We start from the raw sequence: 15,348 nt of genomic DNA, 5'->3' as shown, positions 1-15,348 counted from the left end.
ACGCTTGATCATGTGTTCGAGACAGCCTCGCTGGTTCGGGTGATCTGCGACTGGCGCTCGGACGGGGAGTCAGTCTTGGGCGGGGCCGGGCAAGTCGTGCCCGCGGCACAGAGTGCTGAAGAGCTCGTCGAGCGGGGTGTCAAGGGCATGGGCGAGAGCGTGCCAGGTCTTCAGCGTGCCGATGGTGCGGCCCTGCTCGATCTCGATGACGGTGCGCCTGGCCAGGCCGCTACGGGAGGCAAGCTCGTCATAGCTCCACCCTCGCGCGGCCCGCAGGCGCGCGAGTTCGAACCGCAGCGCAGTGAGGTCCGGATCGGGCGGCAAGATCGTCACCCGTCCATCCGACGGTGCAGACCCCTGCACTGCCAGTGCATACCTCTGCCCTATTTTCCCAGGTGGCGGCGCCCGCGAGAGGGCAGACGTCTGCACTACGGTTGGCGGCCGTCCCCCCACCCAAGAACGGGACCGGCGCGGAAGCGACAAGGAGGAACACGCGCCCATGAGGCTGCGCCCAGCATGTCCGACGACACCACGCACCTGGACCGTGGAACTGCGCCCGCACGCCGGCGGGCTTGCTCTCGTATGCCGGCAATGCCCGCACGGCAACGGGAAGATCACCGCAGCCTCCGCCCGCGCGGCCGCCCTCGCCCACCTCGCACGCCACGCACGCGGCAACCCTCTCCCCCCACACCTACGGATCTGCCAATGTCATGAACGCGGCTGCCACTGGCACCCCCGCCACCGCGGCTGCGCCGGCCCCATCCGCCTCCTCCTCGCACGCGAAAGGGGCGGACGACTATGGCGGCTCGCCGACGCCTGCAGTGCCTGCGCCGCAGCAACAGCACAGGCCGCCGTAGTGCCCGACACCGTCCTCCCCCGCCTACCCCTGCACCCGACAACCGCCCGGCGGCACAAACGCCGCCCCAAGGAACCCGGCGAACAGACCCGGGTACGTGAAATCCTCAGCTACCTGGCCGCAGCCCTTCCACCAGGCACCTCGGCCGCTGCACGCCTGCTCGCGCTGCAATGCGCGCTCCGCATGAACACCAAAATGAACATCCGGCTGCCCAACGGCGTGCTGCGCAGCCTCCGCCTCCACGCCGTCCAGGACCCATGGCGCGAGCTGGAGCACGCGCGATGGCTGCGCATCATCCCCGCGAACGCAGCCAACGAGGTCGTTGCCGAACTACTTGACGCCGCGCTGCTCGGCCAAGCGCCGGCCCGCCCCGACCGGATGCGTGCCGCGGACTGGGCACTGCGCGCCAGCTCCTCCTCGACAGCAGGAACACTCGGACCGCTGCCGCAACTGGCGAGCGCCTACCTCGCGGCGCACACCGACCCGCAAGCCGGCAGCGGACTGAGCGAGCTCGACCAGATGGCGCGCGCCTGTGGCATCCCGCTCGCGCAACTCCCCGTCCTGCTCGACCAACTGGCAGCAGCCGGGCTGCTCAGGTCATGGCAGGCCTGCCCAGACTCGGGAGACCTGCACTGGATCTTCGCCCGCGGAAGGGGAATCCACGACACCAACCGCCAGCACGCGGCCGGTCCAGGCAACGCGGATGAGGGAGGAGCGCGATCTTGAGGGTGCGACAGCCGCTCGGGCGTAAGACGCCGCGGCACGCCTGATCTTGAACAGGACCGTCTGTCTGGTGGACGGCCGGCCTCGGCCGGATCCCGACCGTCCCGTTCCAGCCGCGTCCTGCGTATCGAAGTCCGCAGCCGACCGCATCATCGATCATCTGGGCCGTTGCTCGCACTCGGGCCCCGCCTGCGGTTCCGCAAGGACGCGGTACTCATCGTGGACGGGACTCTGGTGCCCATGCGTGACCACACGATCGCCGAGTAGTCGAAGGACTACAGGTACTCGACCAACCATCAAGTCGTCATCGATGCCGCCACCCGGCTCGTGGTCGCGGACGGTCGGCCGCCCGGCACCGCGGGCGACCCCTGGCGCCGTGACGCCAGCCGCTATCCCTACCTGCGCTACGCCGTCGCCGCCTGGCAAGGGCTACGGCACCGAGGGCAGCGACAAGGGCCAGAACTCCGTGTAGTCCAGCAGGGATTCGTCCGGCACCCCCGCAGGCAAGCTGCTGGTGGGCGCCGGGCTGTTGTTCGTCGACGTTCTGGTCCGCAGGCGGTATGAGGAGGGGCCACACGATGGCTGCCCGGGTCGATGCGGGCGGCCATCGTCTGTTCGTCGGCAGGCAGTGCTGATCAGGCGCCGTCCTCGTGGGGTTCGTGGCGGAGGCCGTCGTCCAGGACGATGCGAATGGTCTCGCCTTGTCCGGCGATGTCCGCGAGTTCGGATGCGATGCGGTTGTAGGAGGTCACGGCCATGGCCCAGTCACCTTCCAGAGGGGTAGCGGTGGAGCGGGTGTTCCACAGCTCGATCAGCAGGGCGATGAGGGAGCGTCCGGACAGGACGGTCCGTACGCGGCCCTCCTTGAAGTCCTCCACGGCAGGTGGGGTGCGGAAGTGGCTGTGGTCGACGGCCAGGGCGGCGAGCCACTCCCAGGTGTCGCGGTGCGCGATCAGTTCCGCGGAGGCCACGCCGGCGGCCCTCAGCAGCAGGACACCGTGGCCGACTTGCGGATCCTCCGCGCTGGCCGATGCCTGTGGCACGGCACCGGAAAGGTGGGCGTGGGAACTGCCTTTCCCCTGGTAAGCGGCCTCGATGGCGCTCTTGAGAGAGAGTTCCTCCTCCTGGATCCCGGCCTCGTGCTGCGGCCGGCGCTCAGTGTTCTCCACGGTTCCCCCCTGGGAGTCGGTGTCCGATGAGACGGCCGGGTGCGCCGCGGCGGGATCGCGGGAGCCGTAGTCGGTCTCCGCCCCGGGCTCCGGCGGCGGTGCGATCTCCTCGGGACCTACCTGCGCACCCTCGCCACCCTTCTCCGCCAGCGCGAGGGGGCGAAGGACGCCGACCAGGTCCAGCAGTTCCCGAAGCTCGCCCCGTGTCTCGTTCAGGTCGCTGATCATCCGGTCCTGGCGCCGACGGACCTCCCGGTTTTCCTCGCGCAGTCCGGTGACGCCCCCCTCGATCTTTTCCAGGATCTTCAGGCGGCTTTGGGTGACCTCACCGTGCAGTGCCGTCAGCCCCACCGTCGGATCGTCAAGGCGTTCCAGTTGCTTCCGTATCGCCGTCAGTTCCTTCATCGCGTCGCCGAAAGCGTCTCTCCACCCCACGTGACCCCCTGGCTACTCAGAGCGTGCGACCGATCGAATCTCCCCAGAAAGAGCGCTCACGACGCGATGGTTTCCAGCCCTTCCCTGGCCAGGGCCCGTCTTGCCGCCACCCAAACGCATTCGTGCGGCATCCGTACGGTATTAGTACGCGAAAGTTACGCCGACAGTACGGTTCAGGGGGTAGGGTGCCGGTCAGGAGGTGTTTCATGTCCGAGTTGTTCGACGCAGTCGACGCGCTGGTGGCGTCCCGCGCTCCGCTGCCGCCGGCGGAGGAGCGCAAGCGGCTGCGCCAGGCCCACGGGCTGACGCTGGACGACGTGGCCGCCGCGCTGAAGGTGCGCCGGGCAACGGTGTCCGGCTGGGAGTCGCTGAAGAAGCCGACCGAGCCACGCGGCCCGGAGCGTGAGGCGTACGCGCGGCTGCTGAACAAGCTGGCCGAGCTCTACCCCGCGCCCGCCGCCCCGGCCGCCTTCACCGGCGAGCCGACCCCGGCCGAATCGCGGACTCTGTCCACAGCCCCGGCCTCCGAGGCTGCGGCCGTGACTGAACGCGAGAACACCCAGACCATCCCCGCCCCCGCTGCTGCGGAGCAGGCCGCGCCGCCCCCGGCGCGTACCTCCAGGAGCACGTCGACGTCGCGCCGCCCGGGCGCGCGAAAGGCGTCCCCGGCCAGAACCCCGGCGGGCGGTACCGATCCGCGCTTCGAGAACGGACCGCTCGCCGTCGTCGACGTCGACACCGACGGCCAGGTCCTCGCGTACTGCACCGGCGGCCTGGTCCTGGACGTGCCCGCCAAGTCCCTCCCGTCCCTGGTGGACTGGACGCTGAAGGAAGCGAAGCTCGGGCAGCCGAAACTGTCCGGCCCCGGCAAGGACGCCGACCCGCTGCTCGTACTCACCGAGGCCGCGCTGCACCGCTACGGCCTGCCGGCCGCCCTCACAGATGAGGAGCGGCTCGCCGGGCGGATCTCCGAGGGCCACAAGGTCGTCAAGCAGCTGGCGCGCGCCGACTGGAAGCTGACGAAGCGCGGGTTCGGGCCGTGGGCGCGGATCTACCGCCCCGCGCAGGGCTCGGACCGGCAGTGCGTGCAGCTGTGCATCCCGTCGTGGCACGCGCTTGATTCCCGCCACTGGGGCGAGGCCGGGCAGCTTCCGCCAGCGGACCTCGCCCGCGTGCTGGGCGTGTACGCGTCGCGGGTGATGACGCCGCGCGGCTCCACCGCCGTCACCGGCCTGGAGCTGATGACCGCGCTGCACCCACCGACCCGCGCCTCCGAGCCTGACGCCGACGGCAAGCGGCACTCCGAGTACAACCCCGGCAGCCTGGGCAAGGACCCAGTGGACTGCGCCCCGTGCGAGGCACCCGACGGGCACCCGCTCCTGGCGGACCTGCCACGCTTCCACGTCCGCGGCCTGGCGGAGAAACTGTTCGAGGAGGCATACGACTGGGCGCGGCCGATGACGGACGCCGAATGCGCCCTGCGGCACCTGGTCGGCATCGACGTCAACATGGCCTTCGCCGCCGGAGCCAACGGCCTGGCCGTCGGCCTCGGAGCGCCGACGCACGTCAGGGCACCGGTCTTCGACCCGAAGCTGCCCGGCTCCTGGCTGGTCGATCTGTCCCACGTCGACCTGGCGAGGGTGAAGGTCGCCAAAGACAAGTGGGTCGACCTGGACGCGAGTCTGCTGCCCAGCCCGTTCACCCCGAAGGGTGACCGTCCCGAGGGCCCGGCCTGGTACGCCACGCCCACCGTCGCCTACGCGATGGAGCTGGGCTACGACGTCGCGCCGATCGAGGCGTACGTGCGGTACGAGAACGGCCGCTACCTGGACGGCTGGTACAATCGGCTGCGCGACGCCTACCTCGCCACGATGGCCGACCTCGGCGTGCACGCCGACATGGAGCCGGCCGACTTCCTCGCGGCCATGGACGGCTACAAGGAGCGCGACCCGCAGCTGGCGATTGTCGTTTCGGCGATCAAGGCGACGGTCAAGGGCGGCCTGGGCAAGCTGCGCGAGCGGTCGCGTGGTGAGGGCTGGCGGCCCGGCGAGCGGTGGCGGGCGCTGGAGCGGCCGACGTGGCGGCCGGACATCCGCGCTGCGGTCATCTCCCGCACGCGGATCAACCTGCACCGCAAGATCGTCAAGCACGCGGCATTCACCGGGCAGTACCCGGTGGCAATCCTGTCCGACTGCGTCGTGTACGCGGCCAACGGCGAATTGCCGCTGGACTTCCTGCCCTACCGGGACGGCAAGCCGCTGCCCGGCGGCTTCAAGCTCGGCATCAACCCGGGCCTCGTCAAGCATGAGGGCACCCAGACCGTCCTGTGGGGCGAAGGGGTCCGCGAACGGTTCAACGCCCCCGAGCTCAACCTCGCCCGCTACATCAAGGACGGCACCGTCACCGACGTCGACAACGGAGAGTAGGAGAGGGCGACGATGAGCCTGTTCGGGGACGGCCTGGACGCCGCGGTACAGAAGGCCTTCACCCGTCCGGCACCCAAGAGCGCACCCGCGCAGATGCGGTACCTGGTCAAGCAGCTCAAGGGCACCAAGCAGGTCGCCCAGATGCTGCGCATCTCCCAGCGCACCGTCGAACGGTACGTGAAGGACCAGATCAAAAAGCCCCGCCCGGACCTCGCCGCACGCCTGGAGCGCGAGGTGAAGGCCCGCTGGCAGCCGCAGATCCGGGCGAAGGCCCGCGAGAAGGCGGCGACAACCGGCGGCATCATCATCGACACCCGCGCCCGGATCGGCTACATCGCCCCCGTGGGCACGACCGACGACGCCCGTCTCCGGCACCTCACCGTCGCGCTGCCGCCGCAGTATGCCGCCCGCCTCTTCGACGCCCAGCAGCAGGGCGCCACCGACCAGCGCCTGCAGGAAATCGCCGCCGAAGCACTCAAGGAGGTCTACTTCCAGGACGGCGGACGCCGCGCCGGCAGCCTGGAAGAGGTCCGCTTCACTGACATCGAGCACATCGAATTCGACCTGTAGATCTCCCAGCAGCAAGGGCCCGAACTGCTTCTGGGTTTGGGCCCTTGCTGCTGCTCCCGGCTTTGCCGAGCCTGCGGGCAGGGAGTGTCAGACTCCGCTCCTAGTAGTGCTTCGTTAGGTTCTGGGTCTGATTCTGCGTGTGGTGAGTGGTCGACCGCAGGTGGTGCAGGTGCCGGTCCAGCACCTCAGCAGGTCCTGGAGGACATCGAGGACCTGGTAGAGGGTCAGGCCGGCATGTGGGCTTTTGGGTCGAGCCGCCGGAGGGTGAGGAAGGCCTGGGCGGCGGTGACGAGGGTGACGTGGTGGTGCCAGCCGCGCCAGGCGCGGCCTTCGAAGTGGTCCAGCCCGAGTCCGTGCTTGAGCTCGCGGTAGTCGTGCTCGATGCGCCAGCGCATCTTCGCCCACCGCACCAGGTCAGCGACCGGGGTGGTGGCGGGCAGGTTTGATATCCAGTAGCCGGTCGGAGCGTCCTGGCCGTCCGGCCATTCGACCAGCAGGGTCTGGGAGGGCAGGACTCCGTTCCAGTGGTTGCGGCCGCCGCCCGCCTCCTGGGCAGCGGCCAGGCATTGCTTGCCCGCGGGCCGCACTGTCAGCACCGCGAACCGTGAGGTCATCGCGCCTTTGCTGCCCTGCCTCCAGGTCACCTCGGTGAACCGGCTGGCACTGGCCCGCGCCGCAAGGGCGGAAACGGCTCGGGGTGGGGTGCGGTAGCGGGGCAGGGTCGGCGGTCCGAGCCCGCCGTAGACGGGCTGGTGCGGCTCGACCTCCTCCGGGTGGGCGACTTCCTTGCCGGTCAGCGCGAGGACGTAGGACAGTCCTCGCTTCTCGAGGCCGAGGCGGAAGGGGGTGCTGACGCCGTAGCCGGCGTCGGCGACCACGACCGGCGCCTTCAACCGCCAGTCGGTCAGGCTGTCGAGCAGGCCGAGCGCGAGACGCCACTTCTCCTGGTGGACGACGTCGTCGGGGACTCCGGCCCGGCGGCAGCGGTCCGGTTCGTCCGTCCACTCGCGCGGCAGATACAACTCCCAGTTCAGCGGGCAGGACGCGGTGTCGGTGGCGGCATGGACGCTGACCGCGACCTGGCAGTTCGCGCGTTTGCCGACCGCTCCGCAGTATTGGCGGGCCACCCCGGCCGACGCCTTGCCGCACTTGGGGAACGACACGTCGTCGATCACCCACACCTCAGGAGTGATCACCTCGGACAGCCGCTCAGCGATCCGCTGCCTGACTGGCAGCGGATCCCACGGCGACTGGTTCACGAACTGCTGCAGGGCCTGCATGTTCCCGTCCGGCAGCCGCTCGGCCATCGGCTGGACCGACTTGCGCCGGCCGTCGAGCATCAGGCCCCGCAGATAACACTCGCCCCACCGCCGCTGATCCCGGCGCGGCAACGACCCGAACACATCGGCAACGAACCCCGCCAACTCGCCCCGGAGCCGTTCCACCTCCCCCAGCCTCATCCTGGGAGGCTGCCCACCACCAGCCGAGATCACTCAACGTAACGAAGCACTACTAGGATGCGGCCCGTGGATCGAGACTGGATGCGACAGCGGCTTGAGGCGTTCGACGACCTGGCCCTGCGCTACGAACGAAGTACAGGGCCCGGCGACTACATAGGCGATGCGGCGTTGTATGAACAGCTGCACCGCGCAGAGCCCACGGTCAAGCAGATCCTGCGGCTCCTGGACCCGCAGCTTGCCGAAAAGATCAATCTCGATCAGATGGCAGGCGAAGACATGGCCCGCAACGAGGTTCATCGGGGCCTGGGCATCCTGGCGGACATGGACGAATGGGCCGCCCGGCTCGTACCAGATGCCCCCACCCTGCCCGCTGACCAGTTCCACCCCTGGGTGTGGGAGCCGGCCGCCCCACTGTGGGGCGCAGAGGCCCGGCAGGACGCCGTCCTGGCTGCTGCCCGCACTGTGAACCGCCGACTCCAGCAGAAGCTGGGACGTCACGACATCGGCGAGACGGACTTGTGCATGCAGGCCTTCGACATGAAGGAACCCGCCGCAGGGAAACCACGCCTGCGCTTCGACGGCGACCGCAACACACCTACGTGGCGCGCCCGACAGGAAGGCGCCAAGTACCTCGCGGCCGGCGCCTTCCTCGCCCTGCGGAACGTCGCCGCGCACGAGGATGAGGTGACCTGGACCGAACAGGAAGCGTTGGAGCACCTGGCGACCTTGAGCGTCCTCGCCCGCTGGATCGAGCAGTGCGCTGTGGAGCGCGCCACCTAGACCCAGATTTCGTGCTCGTTGCGGTAGTGAGGCCACGGCCGCCCGGCCTGCCGTGCGGCGAGGACGTCCTTGATACCCGCGACCCACGAGCCTGGTTGCAGGAGCTCAATCAGATAGCGGTCCAGCTCGGATCGGCGCATCTGCAGCGTCCATCCCGGCGTCATCGTCAGGCTGCCAGGAAGTGCCACGGACCGCAGCTGTTCCTGCTGGTGGATCTCCATGATGACCTCGCCCTGCTGGAGGTCCGCATTGCCCGGCGGGCGGACCCATCGTGCGTCCAGGCCGGCGGCCTGTAGCAGGCGGGTCAGTACCGGACCGGAGGTCTCCACGGTCGCCACGGCGTAGTCGCCGATCAGCCGGGCGCAGGCCACCGGATGCAGTGGATAGTTCGCCCAGGGCACCCGCAGCGGGTCGCGTGCCGTACTGTCGAGGCTGGTGGCGTGGACGTTGTGGTCCTCGCGGCCGGCCGCGATTCCCGCCCGTTGCAGGGCGGTGGCGGCTGCATGCTGAAGACGCTCGTTGAACTGCTTGGAAGACATGCCGTGCTGGGCGCATGCGTACTGGTCGACGACGAACAGGGCCCGGCTGCCGGGCACCGGGGTGGCGTAGATGCCGTCGGTTGCGGCCCGCTCCAGGGCGTCGCGCAGCACGTCCAGGTGGGTGCGCAGCGGCAGGTTCAGGTCGTAGAGGAGTTCGGAGGCGTTGTCCCCTGGAAGCGGGCCGCCGTCCAGCACAGCCGCGCGGGCCTGGTTGATCCGCCGTAGCTGCGCGCTCCTGCTGTTCTTCGGGTTGGTCTTGATCTCTTCTGTTCGGGGCGGGTGCACGCCGTCCCATACGGTGATGTCGCCGATGCGCAGGCAGTTGGTCAGGTCGTGCAGGAGTGCGAAAGCGCCGTCCTCCTTGCAGGCCCTCTCGAAGTGTTCGAGTTCTGCCGGCAGGCCCGCTTTGCCGTACATCGGGCCGGGCGACTGGTTGCGGCACAGAGCGAGGATGAACGGGCGGTGGAAGCCGAAGACGCGCCAGGCCAGCGCGTCACCGACTGAACGCAACTGACGGGCCAGCCTCTCGCACACGTCGTGCTCGAAACGCCAGGTCGCGATGTCAGCGGGGTCGCGGCCTGACTGGAGCTCCGGGACCTCCCGGTGCGGCTGCTTGCCGTTGCGCATCCGGGTGACGGCACGCTTGAACTCCCAGCGGTCCTTCTCCACCTCCAGCAGGCACGTGAGCAGGTCCCGTTGAAAATCCGCCCCGGCCTCCACCGACTCGCAGGCGCGGAGCTGTTGGATGAGCTGGACCAGGACCGGCTGCATAGCCTGATGGCGAGGGTGCATCACCATGTCGTCGGGGCTGTAGGAGTCGGTGTGGAACAAGCTCATCCTGCAAGTGTGGCGATCACTGCGTTCCCCTGCTGTCGTTTTCCGGGCCGCCGGAGCCATGTTCGAAACCTTTGAGTACGGAGGTCGAGTTTCGCTCCGCGTTGCTCAAAGGCGTCCTCTGAACGGCGGAAGGAGAAGCTCGGGGCCGACGGGTGCAGCGGCATGGACATCGTGCCCGTCATGCCCGGGCAGCTGCCCGAAACCGCAGGGCTAGAGTCTGTCGTCATGACCGCAGTCGTGTTCCCTTTCGCTGCCGCCCCGGACGGGTGGCGAGTGGCGATCAAATGTCCCGACGACGGCATGATCCTGGTAATGCCAATCGTCGGCTGGGCCACTCCCGTCGACGGTATGCGGCGAACCGATCACCAACTGGCCGTCGAGCCCGTCATCCTCTTCGACAACGTGGACGAGCCGCTCATAACCACTCTTGCCGACACGCTCCACGACTGGACCGACGGCGAAACACTGCACCAGATCATCGCGCCAGGCTTTGAAGTCCGCGAAGTGCCAGACGGCTGGTCAGTGCGCGAATACGGGGACTGAGTACGCGAACGCCCGCCCCGGGATAGGGCGGGTGCTGGACTACGAGCGGCTTCAGCGAAGTCCGCGATGGTGAGCTTCCCGACGGATCCGCGCCGCTTGGCGGCCGGCCCAGTCCGCCAGCTCACGTGCCTCGCCAACCAGATGATGCGGAATCGACCTGGGCTCGCCGTTCGGCTCAAGCAGCAGATCCGCTTTGTCGGGCAGAGGCAGCATGTCCGCGCTGGCGTAGCAGTCCGTCCAGCCGATGCTGTGGCCGGACGGTGGGCAAACCCGGTCGGCGTGAGCGGTGGTCAGTAGGCGGTGGGCGGGCTCGCCGCCGAAATCCGTTTCGTGCGGTTCTGGCAGAAGACGAGCGATGAACTTCGCGGCGTTGACGCGTCCTATGGGCACGAGTCCTCCTGGACTCTCCAGCGGTCGCACCCCGACCGCCCAGGCCCCGCGCCTAACGATCAAGCTACAGCACGCCACTGACAGCCGTCGGCGCCGCTCGTCATGGTCCTGCAGCAGCTCACGTTCGAGGAACTCGTGTAACCAACGCCATGAGAGCCCACAGCTCCAGCACGTAGATACTGGCCGACATGACAGAACGCCCCGTTTCGCAGCAGGACGTCACCTACCGGGCGCCCGTCGGCTCCGTCGACCTGAAGGCGTTCGACGACAACGGCAACTCGTACGAGATCCATGCGTGCCACGACTGCCTGCCATGGCACGCCGAGGTCGTGATTGTGGACGGGGAAGTCCTCGTCAGGGAGTGGCATGCCGTCGGATGTCCTCAGTTTCAGGACCTCATCCGAGGCTGAGACGGGAATCCATCACTCAGGCCCGTGACACATCCCTGATAAGTGATGATGTTGCGGTGAGTTTGGACCTCAGTAACTACGAACTCCTCTGGCCCGCAGAGCTACTCGCGTCTGAAGGCGAGCGCATCCTGTGCGCATCGGATCGCACCTCGGACTCTTCATGGGTAGACAGAGCTACCTGGATCATCACCGAGGCCCTGGCCGGCACCACCGCGGTCGCGGACTTCGAGGAGCTGCCAGACCGTGATGTGCCCACGGACGCCCCCTGGTCGTCCACCACTCCAGGCTGGGACAGCCAGCCCGGGATGGGCAAACGGGAGTGGTTCACCGAACTGGTCCACCGGGCGGGGGAGCTCCGGCAGGCGGCGGCTCCCCGGCCATACTGGCCGCAGCGCCGCGGCCGTGGGCTGTCGCATGACGGCAGCACTCCACGGGACACACGGCGTGACTTCGCACGGCTCGTCGGTGAGTTTGAAAACAAGGGCTATCTGGTTGAGGTGTTCGGCGAGGAATGCGTCGACGATAACAGTGAGCTGCCCGACGCTTCTGAGGTGATCGACAGGCGCCTGGGCATCCCTGATCTGTGGCCTCTGACACCGGAGACGTGGGACGAAGACACCTTCTACGGGCTGATCGAGGTGTTCCACGATCTGGTGAGCCGCCCTCGCATACGGCGCTACCACTCCTACAGCGGCTGCGGATGGCACCACTCGGAGTTCCACAACGGGCCCGCCCGCGTCCTGTACCGGGGCAGGGTCAACGAGTTGCTGCGCGAGGCCAGCATCGAGTACGAGCTGGCTGCCGAAGGCGAGGACCTCGGGCGCCTGGTCGCCGTCACCGACGACGCCCGCAGCTCGCTGGTGCACCGGGCGTTCAACGAGAGCGCCCCAGACATCACGGCCCGGGTCCGCCACGCGATCGCCCTGTTCCGCGGCCGGGACACGACGGTGGAGAGCAAGCGGTCGGCGATCGTCACCCTGGCGGGCATCCTCGAGGAACGCCGCGCCCTGCTCAAGGACAAGCTCGGCAAGGACGAAGGTGCGCTGTTCGAGATCGCCAACCGCTACGACCTGCGCCACCGCAAGGCAGACCAGCGCGGCGACTACGACGAAGCGTTCCTGGACTGGATCTTCTGGTGGTACCTCGGAACGGTGGAACTCACCAACCGGCTCATTGCGTCCCGGACCGCTGGCTGACCCTCGCACACCATCACCCGAACCCGTGGTCGAAGCCCTTCAGGACCGGGTCAAGCCCGGCGGCGGCGCCGCACAGCGAGCACAGTCGAACCCCGGCACCTCGGCGGCGTCAACTGTCCGGTCCAGCGGCAGAACCGGCGCGCCTGCCAGCCCCCCTTCGCAGTCGACGGCGTGCACGACACCGCCCCGGCTGCATCGTCATCGACATCCGCGCCGCACGACACCAATGCAGGTACGGATACGGTCGCTCTGGTCATCGACAAGGACCAGCACCGGCCACTGGCCGAGTACTGCCGCATCATGCTCCGCCGGCTGCAGGGGCAGTAGAGCGCCCGCGCCCAGGCCCGCTGACCCCCGGCGAGCGGCCCCATCGACGAGGGCAGCTCACCGGAGGCCCTACACCAGCCGTATGAGACGCAGCCGAGAAGAGACCGGACCGCAGGATCTGCCGGGCGACCTGTGGCACGCACTGCACGCCTCCGGCACCATCGGTGCCCGGAGCACACCGGGCGGCGGCCGCTGTTTCCACTGCGACGGGACCGGACGTGCTCGCCCGCTGTGGGAGCCGGCGGGCAGCCACGCCTGAGCAGGACCTCCCGGCCCGGCTACGCCACGGCGGCGGCGATGGGTACAAGTACAAGTACGGATGGCGTCGGAACGGATCCGGTGGCCAGCCGTGGTGGACCGGGCCCGGGAGATCGTGGAGAGCTACGAGGGCGGCGTCACGCTGCGCCAGGTGATGTACCGCCTGGTCTCCGAGGGCGCGCTTGCCGCACGCCGCGCCGATGTACCGGCGGCTGTCCGCGCAGCTCGCCCGATCCCGCCGCGAGGGCCGCTTCCCCGACCTGATCGGCACCGTCCGGGAGATCCACGCCACGCCCGCCTGCCGGGTGAGCTCAGCTCCGCCAGCACCCGGGGCGACCTCCGCGGCGCAAGGCCTCGGGCGCTCGGGACGGACGGCCCTGCGGACGATCGGTCCGCGAGGGAGACCGGCATCCTGTCCGCCTTCGGCCGCGCTGTCTGGGCGGCTGGAGCAGCTGCAGGGCCCCTGTGCGGGCCCGATGGAGGAGGGCACGTTTCGGGGGCGGGAAGGGTCCTCTGGGCCCCCGCAAGGGTCCTTCGCGGGTTTCTGGCGAAGCGGGCGGCAGTTTCTGCCTCGGAGGATGGTTCCCGCGCTGGGGACCCACGGGTTCAGCGCTGCGCCTTCTGGACTCCACCTACTAGTGTCATTAGACATTGATCTCGTCACTGTCATCGTCACATGTCATCGTCACTCGTAATCCTCCAGACACCCGCTACAGCGTCCGAACTACGGAAGCTGGATTGTTTGTCCTGCGGGGCGCCCGTCCGGCATGGTCTGTGGTGTGAAGCAGCAGACATCCCAGAAGCCGGTCGCCTCCCCCGCCGAGACGCGGGAAGCCCTCCTCGAGAGGGCCGCGCGTGACTTCGCGCCCATCCGGCGGGCGTTCGTGCAGAAGAAGCGCGACGAGGCGGACCGGTCCAGCCGACTGGCCGAGTTCGTCACCAATGGAGACGTGCGCGGCCTGCGCGCATATCTGTTCATCGTCGCGGTCACCAGCGCCGAGACCGCTGAGTCGGGGTGGAGCACCACCCTCCCCGGCGGGGTGTGGGCCAGGGCCTTCGGCACCACGGAGAACGCGACGCCGGCCTCCGCCCGCACGGCGGTGACCAAGGTCCTCAAGCGCCTCGAGGAACGCCGCTTGATCACCTATGAGCGGCCCAAGGGAACCTGGGACATCCAGGTCACGCTGCTGCGCGAGGACGGAAGCCTCGACCCGTACACCCGGCCCGGCAACCAGAACCGCGACGCCTACCTGAAGATCCCGTTCGAGCTTTGGCGTACTGGCCTGATCGACAAGCTCAGCCTCCCGGCCCTGGCCATGCTGCTGACGGCCAGCTGCGAGCCGGCCTTCTTCGAACTTCCGACTGAGCGGATGAAGGAGTGGTACGGGTGGTCGCCTGATACCGCCGAGCGCGGCTTCCGGGAGCTGGCGAAGGAGGGCGTGCTCCAGGTCCACAAGGCCTACATCACCGCCCCTCTCAGCCCGACCGGGACGGCCGAGGTCAATCGCTACGTGCTGCTCGACCCGTTCATCGCACGCCCCGCGCGGAAGAAGGCGGCCTCCACGGAGAACGCCATCGAGGCCTCGGGTGGTGCCGAAGCCATTGGACTTTGAGGAGAGGAGAAACACGAAAGTGGGAACTACCCACTTTCCCGAATGAGGGTACCTTGGTGCTAAGCGCCGGAAGGCGTGCCTCCCGCTCGTAGGAGGCATGAGCCGTGGAGAGCCTTCCGGCGGAACCGAGGGAGCATGCACATGACCGCCATTCACGAGCGCGAGGAGTTCGAGACCGTCGCCGAGACTGAGGTCGACAGCCGCGGACGAGTTTCCCTCGGCCGTGCCGGAGCCCGTCCGGGCCGCCGGTACCGGGTCGAGAGCAACCCGGACGGCGTGCTGTTGCTGACCCCGGTCGTCTCCATCCCGGAGCGGGAGATGCAGGTGTGGAACGACCCGCACCTCGCCGAGCGCATCCGCACCGGGATCGAGCAGGCCAAGGCCGGCAAGACCATCGACCGCGGCGACTTCTCGCACTACCTCGACGAGGACTACGAGGACTAGAACCAGGTGCACAGCCTCCGCTTCACCGAAGACGCCGACGAGACCCTCAACCGCCTGACCGTCGGCTCGAAGGCCGACCCGGCCAAGCTCAAGAAGGTCAACAACGCACTCGCCCGTTTGCAGGCCAACCCGCGCCACCCCGGCCTGCACTCCCACCAGTACGACAACTTCCCCGGGTACGCCTCGGAGAAGGTCTGGGACTCCTACGTGGAGAACCACAACCCCAGCGCCTGGCGCATCTACTGGATGTACGGGCCGGACGAGAAGAACGCGGCGGGCGAGACCATCTCGGTAATCACCGTCCTCGTCATCGGCCCCCACCCGTAGGGGCACCAGTGGGACGAGCGACGCTCCATCCCTCAGCGGCCCTGA

The 15,348-nt window shown here is 68.6% G+C and carries 17 protein-coding genes and 1 pseudogene; 13 read left to right on the top strand and 5 right to left on the bottom strand.

Annotated features, from left to right (window positions below):
• Nucleotides 1–69 precede the first annotated feature (69 nt).
• Nucleotides 70–333 carry a helix-turn-helix transcriptional regulator gene (locus tag OIE12_RS00175; RefSeq protein WP_060904531.1) on the bottom strand — a complete coding sequence of 88 codons (264 nt, stop codon included), beginning with the start codon at nucleotides 331–333 and terminating at the stop codon, nucleotides 70–72.
• Nucleotides 334–856: 523 nt separating this feature from the next.
• Between OIE12_RS00175 and OIE12_RS00170 the strand changes: the two genes are divergently transcribed.
• Entirely contained in the window at nucleotides 857–1,582 is a 726-nt protein-coding gene (locus tag OIE12_RS00170; RefSeq protein ID WP_329130354.1) for a hypothetical protein, read from the top strand.
• A 121-nt stretch (nucleotides 1,583–1,703) separates the two neighbouring features.
• Nucleotides 1,704–1,927: pseudogene (locus OIE12_RS00165) on the top strand (IS5/IS1182 family transposase); the annotation flags it as partial.
• 287 nt (nucleotides 1,928–2,214) lie between these two features.
• On the opposite strand, the gene OIE12_RS00160 reads toward OIE12_RS00165, so the two are convergent.
• Complete coding sequence (locus OIE12_RS00160; protein ID WP_329130352.1) at nucleotides 2,215–3,183, bottom strand: hypothetical protein; 969 nt, start codon at nucleotides 3,181–3,183, stop codon at nucleotides 2,215–2,217.
• Nucleotides 3,184–3,389: 206 nt separating this feature from the next.
• Here OIE12_RS00160 and tap point away from each other — a divergent pair, with 206 nt between their 5' ends.
• Together tap and tpg are read left to right on the top strand one after the other, a co-directional pair.
• Nucleotides 3,390–5,609 (top strand): telomere-associated protein Tap, encoded by a 2,220-nt coding sequence (gene tap, locus OIE12_RS00155; protein WP_329130350.1) that lies wholly within the window; start codon nucleotides 3,390–3,392, stop codon nucleotides 5,607–5,609.
• A gap of 12 nt (nucleotides 5,610–5,621) precedes the next feature.
• On the top strand, nucleotides 5,622–6,179 hold the full coding sequence (gene tpg / locus OIE12_RS00150) for a telomere-protecting terminal protein Tpg (RefSeq protein ID WP_329130348.1): 558 nt from the start codon (nucleotides 5,622–5,624) through the stop codon (nucleotides 6,177–6,179).
• Nucleotides 6,180–6,403: 224 nt separating this feature from the next.
• Here tpg and OIE12_RS00145 read toward each other — a convergent pair whose 3' ends face one another.
• Entirely contained in the window at nucleotides 6,404–7,639 is a 1,236-nt protein-coding gene (locus tag OIE12_RS00145) for an IS701 family transposase (RefSeq protein ID WP_329130346.1), read from the bottom strand.
• 66 nt (nucleotides 7,640–7,705) lie between these two features.
• Here OIE12_RS00145 and OIE12_RS00140 point away from each other — a divergent pair, with 66 nt between their 5' ends.
• Entirely contained in the window at nucleotides 7,706–8,419 is a 714-nt protein-coding gene (locus tag OIE12_RS00140; protein WP_329130344.1) for a TIGR02391 family protein, read from the top strand.
• Here OIE12_RS00140 and OIE12_RS00135 read toward each other — a convergent pair.
• On the bottom strand, nucleotides 8,416–9,795 hold the full coding sequence (locus OIE12_RS00135) for a hypothetical protein (RefSeq protein ID WP_329130342.1): 1,380 nt from the start codon (nucleotides 9,793–9,795) through the stop codon (nucleotides 8,416–8,418). The genes OIE12_RS00140 and OIE12_RS00135 overlap by 4 nt on opposite strands.
• Before the next feature lie 162 nt (nucleotides 9,796–9,957).
• Here OIE12_RS00135 and OIE12_RS00130 point away from each other — a divergent pair, with 162 nt between their 5' ends.
• Complete coding sequence (locus OIE12_RS00130) at nucleotides 9,958–10,338, top strand: hypothetical protein (protein ID WP_329130340.1); 381 nt, start codon at nucleotides 9,958–9,960, stop codon at nucleotides 10,336–10,338.
• 51 nt (nucleotides 10,339–10,389) lie between these two features.
• Here OIE12_RS00130 and OIE12_RS00125 read toward each other — a convergent pair whose 3' ends face one another.
• A complete protein-coding gene (locus OIE12_RS00125; RefSeq protein WP_329130338.1) occupies nucleotides 10,390–10,728 on the bottom strand; it encodes a hypothetical protein in 339 nt (112 codons plus the stop codon).
• 188 nt (nucleotides 10,729–10,916) lie between these two features.
• Here OIE12_RS00125 and OIE12_RS00120 point away from each other — a divergent pair, with 188 nt between their 5' ends.
• From OIE12_RS00120 to OIE12_RS00090, 7 genes are all read left to right on the top strand, one after another.
• On the top strand, nucleotides 10,917–11,138 hold the full coding sequence (locus OIE12_RS00120; RefSeq protein ID WP_329130336.1) for a hypothetical protein: 222 nt from the start codon (nucleotides 10,917–10,919) through the stop codon (nucleotides 11,136–11,138).
• Nucleotides 11,139–11,194: 56 nt separating this feature from the next.
• On the top strand, nucleotides 11,195–12,334 hold the full coding sequence (locus OIE12_RS00115) for a hypothetical protein (protein WP_329130334.1): 1,140 nt from the start codon (nucleotides 11,195–11,197) through the stop codon (nucleotides 12,332–12,334).
• A gap of 171 nt (nucleotides 12,335–12,505) precedes the next feature.
• Nucleotides 12,506–12,661, top strand: a complete 156-nt coding sequence (locus OIE12_RS00110; protein WP_329130332.1) for a hypothetical protein — start codon at nucleotides 12,506–12,508, stop codon at nucleotides 12,659–12,661.
• A gap of 82 nt (nucleotides 12,662–12,743) precedes the next feature.
• Nucleotides 12,744–12,920, top strand: coding sequence for a hypothetical protein (locus tag OIE12_RS00105; RefSeq protein ID WP_329130330.1), 177 nt, complete (start codon nucleotides 12,744–12,746; stop codon nucleotides 12,918–12,920).
• 778 nt (nucleotides 12,921–13,698) lie between these two features.
• Entirely contained in the window at nucleotides 13,699–14,532 is an 834-nt protein-coding gene (locus OIE12_RS00100) for a hypothetical protein (protein WP_329130328.1), read from the top strand.
• A 141-nt stretch (nucleotides 14,533–14,673) separates the two neighbouring features.
• On the top strand, nucleotides 14,674–14,976 hold the full coding sequence (locus OIE12_RS00095) for a hypothetical protein (protein ID WP_329130326.1): 303 nt from the start codon (nucleotides 14,674–14,676) through the stop codon (nucleotides 14,974–14,976).
• A gap of 6 nt (nucleotides 14,977–14,982) precedes the next feature.
• On the top strand, nucleotides 14,983–15,303 hold the full coding sequence (locus tag OIE12_RS00090) for a hypothetical protein (RefSeq protein ID WP_189718390.1): 321 nt from the start codon (nucleotides 14,983–14,985) through the stop codon (nucleotides 15,301–15,303).
• Nucleotides 15,304–15,348: the final 45 nt, after the last annotated feature.

The organism is Streptomyces sp. NBC_00670 (assembly GCF_036226765.1).
In the GTDB taxonomy this organism is placed as follows: Bacteria; Actinomycetota; Actinomycetes; order Streptomycetales; family Streptomycetaceae; genus Streptomyces.
This window is presented reverse-complemented; position numbering and strand designations above follow the sequence as displayed.

Excerpts from the sequence above, each read along its gene's own strand:
- tap (WP_329130350.1), top strand. The coding sequence starts at position 3,390 with ATGTCCGAGTTGTTCGACGCAGTCGACGCGCTGGTGGCGTCCCGCGCT.
- tpg (WP_329130348.1), top strand. The coding sequence starts at position 5,622 with ATGAGCCTGTTCGGGGACGGCCTGGACGCCGCGGTACAGAAGGCCTTC.
- OIE12_RS00145 (WP_329130346.1), bottom strand. The coding sequence starts at position 7,639 with ATGAGGCTGGGGGAGGTGGAACGGCTCCGGGGCGAGTTGGCGGGGTTC.
- OIE12_RS00135 (WP_329130342.1), bottom strand. The coding sequence starts at position 9,795 with ATGAGCTTGTTCCACACCGACTCCTACAGCCCCGACGACATGGTGATG.
- OIE12_RS00130 (WP_329130340.1), top strand. The coding sequence starts at position 9,958 with ATGGACATCGTGCCCGTCATGCCCGGGCAGCTGCCCGAAACCGCAGGG.
- OIE12_RS00120 (WP_329130336.1), top strand. The coding sequence starts at position 10,917 with ATGACAGAACGCCCCGTTTCGCAGCAGGACGTCACCTACCGGGCGCCC.
- OIE12_RS00105 (WP_329130330.1), top strand. The coding sequence starts at position 12,744 with ATGAGACGCAGCCGAGAAGAGACCGGACCGCAGGATCTGCCGGGCGAC.
- OIE12_RS00095 (WP_329130326.1), top strand. The coding sequence starts at position 14,674 with ATGACCGCCATTCACGAGCGCGAGGAGTTCGAGACCGTCGCCGAGACT.